This window comes from Sphingomonas sp. (genome assembly GCF_042095875.1).
In the GTDB taxonomy this organism is placed as follows: Bacteria; Pseudomonadota; Alphaproteobacteria; order Sphingomonadales; family Sphingomonadaceae; genus Sphingomonas.
On record NZ_JBELMJ010000091.1, the window covers coordinates 1 to 4,313 of the forward strand.

Genomic DNA, 4,313 nt, shown 5'->3' on the forward strand with positions numbered 1-4,313 from the left:
TCGCGGGCAGCGGCGACAGCGCGTGGTGCGCGCACCAGTCGACGAACTGCGTCCAGTCCGCCGCGTAGGCGCGCCTGGTCGCCGGGCTGCGCGCGGCTTCTATATACGCGCGCGCGCGCGAGGCGTGACGCGCGAGCTCCGCCGACACGTCGCGCGCGTGGACGAGCGCGAGCGCGTGCTGGTCGGTCGCGCCGTTCGGGCTCTCATCGTCGGCGTCGCGCATCGCTCATCCCCCCGGGCAGCGACGGCCCGCGGGCGGCGCTGCTGGCGTCCATTTTACCCCGCTTCCCGCACCGGAACAGCCATGTTCGATAATAAAGCATTATCGCTATTCGCAGCGGCCGAAATCTGGTTTCCGGCCGATGTGCTCCGCGAAATCGAGGCCGCGCGTGACGCGATCGGCGGATCGGGCGGTCAGTTATCGGTCACCTTCACCGCGATGCGCAGTGACGCACGTCGATCGCCGAGCGACGATCACGACCCGACCGTACGGTTACCACGACGCGCGCGGATGCGTCGCGCTGGTACATCATGCTCAGCCGCACCGTGCGGAAATACCAGGAACGATCACTTCTAACATAGGTTGATGGGGCCGGAACGGAGGCATTGCGCACCCGTAACGGCATCGATCGGCGCATTTCGACGCGTCGATCACGAGGAAGGACGCATGAACAAGAACGAACTGCACGGCGGGGCACGCTACCTGGGCGGCAAGGTCGAGAAGGCGGTCGGCGACGCGGTGGGCAGCCGCGCGTGGCAGGTCGACGGCGTGGTCGATCAGATCGCGGGCGGTGCGGAGAATCTGTACGGCCGCGCGCGCGGGATCGCGGAGGACGCGGTCGACGCCGCGCCCGGCTTCGTCGACGTGGCGAAGGAGCGGCTGCGCAATGCTGGCGAGGCAGTGGGCGACGCGGCATCGCGCGCCGGCAACCGCGCCCGCGACGTCGCCGATCGTGCGGCCGGGCGCGCCCATGACGTCGCCGATCGCGTGTCCGGGCGCGCGCACGACGTCGCGGATCGCGCCGGCGACGCGGCGTCGCGCGGGGCGGCACGCGCCAACGCCACGGCATCGAACAGCCCCGCCTTGTGGGCGCTGGGGGCCGCAGTCGGCGGTTACCTGCTCGGCTGGCTGATTCACGGCGAGCGCGCCTGAACGCATGGCCGCGTCGCTGACATCGCTGCGCGAGACCGCGGATCTGCGCCACCTGCGCCAGATCATCGCGGGGCTCGACGAGGGCGTGATCCTGATCGATCCCGACCAGAGCCTGTTGTGGGCGAACGACGCGGCGCTCAGGATGCACGGCGTGTCGTCGCTCGAGCAACTGGGTCACGACGTCGACGATTACCGCTGGCGCTTCCAGCTGCGCTACCGCAACAACCACCGCCTCGACGCCGACGATTACCCGATCGAGCGCGTGGTGGCGGGCGACAGCTTCTCCGAGGTGGTGGTCGAGGTCACGGTCGCGGGCGAGGAGGAGCCGCGCTGGGTCCACCAGGTCCGCAGCCTGGTGCTGAACGACCATGACGAGGACGCGCCGACCTGCGTCGTGCTCGTCATCCAGGACGTGACCGCGCAGTTCGAGGCGGAGGACCGGTTCGAGCAATCGTTCAACGCCAATCCCGCGCCCGCGGTGATCTGTCGCCTGTCCGACCTGCGCTTCGTCAAGGTGAACCAGGGTTTCCTCGAGATGACCGGCTTCGCGCGCGACCATGTGCTGAGCCGCACCGTCTACGACATCGACGTGCTGCGCGACGCGGACCGCCGCGACCTCGCCAAGGCGCGGCTGGCCGAGGGCGCGACGATCCCGCAGATGGAGGCGCGGCTGGAGCTGGCGGAAGGCGGCACCAAGCTGGTGATCGTCGCCGGGCAGCCGATCGAGCTGTGCGACGACCCCTGCATGCTGTTCACCTTCGCCGACCTGGAGCCGCGGCGCCAGGCGGAGGAGGCGCTGCGCCACAGCGAGGAGCGCTTCACCCGCACGTTCCAGATGGCGCCGATCGCGATGGCGATCGGCGCGCGCGACGGCCACGTGCTGTGCGAGATCAACGACAGCTTCACCAAGCTGACAGGTTACGGCGCGCCCGCGATCATCGGGCGCTCGCTCAGCGACGTCGGATTGTGGGCGGGCGCCGACACCGGCCCCGCGATCGAGCGCGCGATCGAGCAGGGCGAGGACCTGCGCGGGCACGAGGAAGGAATCGCGACGCGCGAGGGCGGGCATATCGACTGCCTCGTCTCGACCGAGGGCTTCACGCTGAACGGCGACGAGTGCCTGCTGTGGGCGTTCCAGGACATCACGCAGCGCAAGGCGACCGAGCTGGAACTGGTCGACGCGATCGAGGCGGTGATGAAGGACACCAGCTGGTTCAGCCGCTCGATCATGGACAAGCTCGCCCGGCTGCGCGCGCCGCAGCCCGACGAGTCCGGCGCCTCGATCGACGACCTGACCCCGCGCGAGCGCGAGGTGCTGGCGCTGATCTGCCGTGGGCTGGACGACAAGAGCATCGCGCGCGCGCTGGGCGTGTCGGGCAACACCGTGCGCAACCACGTCGCGCGCATCTACGCCAAGATCGGCGTCAACCGCCGCACCGCCGCGGCCGCCTGGGCACGCGCGCGTGGGTTCGACGGCGAACGCCTGCTCGCGCGGGAGCATGCGGCGTGACCCGCAAACCATCAGACGAACCCGCGACCGACGCCGCCAAGGCGCCGGACGTGCGCGAGGCCAAGGGCGCGGCGCACGAGGCGATCGGCAAGCTGCTGGGCGACGACCAGGCGGTGCGCGACGGGCGCAGCGAGCAGCGCGCGGCCGGGGCAGACGCCGACGCCGACACCGACGCAGCAGGGGAAGACGTCCCCCGCGCGAAGACATCCAAAACAGAACAGGAGTGAACATGGCGACGAATGTAACGGGGACCCACGCGGGCTATGCCGCGGTGGACGACGTGGTGGCGACGCGCACGCGCGCGCGGCTGTCGTGGGGGGCGATCTTCGCGGGCGTGGTGATCGCGGTCGCGGTGCAGTTGCTGCTCGGCATCCTGGGTACCGGCATCGGGCTGTCGATGGTCGACCCGACCGAGGGCACGACACCGGGCGCGGCGGGCTTCGGCATCGGTGCGGGGCTCTACTGGCTCGTCACCACGATCGTCGCGCTGGGCGCGGGCGGCTATGCCGCGGCGCGCGTGTCGGGCGTGACCGAGCGGTTCGACGCGCTGGTCCACGGGCTGGTCGTGTGGGGCGTGACGCTGATCCTGACGCTGTACCTGCTCACCTCGGCGGTCGGCGGGATCATCGGGGGTGCGTTCCGCACCGTCGGCACGGTGGCGGGCGCGGCGGGCTCGACCGTCGGCGCGGCCGCGCGCGCGGCGCCGCAGGCCGCGTCGGTCGCGGGGATCGACCAGAACGACGTGCGCCAGGAAGCGTCCGACTACCTCTCCGACGCACCCAGCGACCCGGCGCAGATGACGCCCGAGCAGGCGCAGAAGGAAGTGGCCAAGCAGCTGCCCGCGCTCGCGCGCGGCGGAGCCGACGGCCAGCGTGCCGAGAACCGCATCGTCGATATCGTCGCCGCGCAGCGCGAGATCAGCCGCGCGGACGCGCAGACGCAGGTGACCCAGGCCAAGCAGCGTTTCGTCCAGACCAAGAACGAGGCGATCGAGACCGCCAAGAAGGCAGCCGACGCGGCCGCGGGTGCGGCGTCCAAGACCTCGTTCATCATCGTTCTGGCGCTGCTGGTCGGCGCGGGTGCGGCCGCCTTCGGCGCGACCGCGGCGACGCGTCGCCGGGTACGCTGAACACCGCGCGGCGGGGTGGCGTATCCGGCCCCGCCGCGTCTTACCTGAGGAGGTTTCCATGAAGAAGATCATGCTCGCGACCGGTCTCACCGCAATGCTGGCGCTCGCCGCGTGCAACACGGTCAACGGCGCCGGCCGCGACCTGAAGTCCGCCGGCGACGCCGTCTCCGACGCGTCGGGCAAGGACAAGTAACACCCATTCCACCGGGCAGGAGGTGTACGCACCCCCGCCCTCCCCCTCTGGCGGGCCCCCGCCTGCCCGGTGGGATCGCGCCCGGATGCCGGCTCGATACGAACCGGCGTCCGGGCGTGTTTTCGTTGGCCGACCACCGGACCGATCACGTACCTACATGTCGAGGTGTCGACGTATCGTATCGTCGATTGGGAGCGAACGCTTCCTGCGCCGTGGTTCGCAACCCAACCCCATGCACGCTCGTTCGGCGGATTATCAGGCGTTTACCATCCACCCGAACCGGACGAACCAGCATGAAACTTCAAGGCAAGACCATCGCCATCCTCAT

Annotated in this window: 5 protein-coding genes and 1 pseudogene; 5 read left to right on the plus strand and 1 reads right to left on the minus strand. The window is 70.4% G+C overall.

Annotated features, from left to right (window positions below; translation table 11 throughout):
• Nucleotides 1–223 (minus strand): annotated as a pseudogene (locus ACFDS6_RS16635) (hypothetical protein); the annotation flags it as partial.
• Between the two features lie 444 nt (nucleotides 224–667).
• Between ACFDS6_RS16635 and ACFDS6_RS16640 the strand changes: the two are divergent.
• The 5 genes from ACFDS6_RS16640 to ACFDS6_RS16660 are packed head-to-tail and all read left to right on the plus strand — an operon-like array spanning nucleotide 668 to nucleotide 3,985.
• Complete coding sequence (locus ACFDS6_RS16640) at nucleotides 668–1,153, plus strand: CsbD family protein (RefSeq protein ID WP_375273205.1); 486 nt, start codon at nucleotides 668–670, stop codon at nucleotides 1,151–1,153.
• Between the two features lie 4 nt (nucleotides 1,154–1,157).
• Nucleotides 1,158–2,663, plus strand: coding sequence for a PAS domain S-box protein (locus ACFDS6_RS16645; protein WP_375273206.1), 1,506 nt, complete (start codon nucleotides 1,158–1,160; stop codon nucleotides 2,661–2,663).
• Nucleotides 2,660–2,890 carry a hypothetical protein gene (locus ACFDS6_RS16650; RefSeq protein WP_375273207.1) on the plus strand — a complete coding sequence of 77 codons (231 nt, stop codon included), beginning with the start codon at nucleotides 2,660–2,662 and terminating at the stop codon, nucleotides 2,888–2,890. Before ACFDS6_RS16645 ends, ACFDS6_RS16650 begins: the two co-directional genes overlap by 4 nt.
• Before the next feature lie 2 nt (nucleotides 2,891–2,892).
• Entirely contained in the window at nucleotides 2,893–3,792 is a 900-nt protein-coding gene (locus ACFDS6_RS16655) for a hypothetical protein (protein ID WP_375273208.1), read from the plus strand.
• Nucleotides 3,793–3,850: 58 nt separating this feature from the next.
• Nucleotides 3,851–3,985 carry an entericidin A/B family lipoprotein gene (locus ACFDS6_RS16660; protein ID WP_375273209.1) on the plus strand — a complete coding sequence of 45 codons (135 nt, stop codon included), beginning with the start codon at nucleotides 3,851–3,853 and terminating at the stop codon, nucleotides 3,983–3,985.
• Nucleotides 3,986–4,313: the final 328 nt, after the last annotated feature.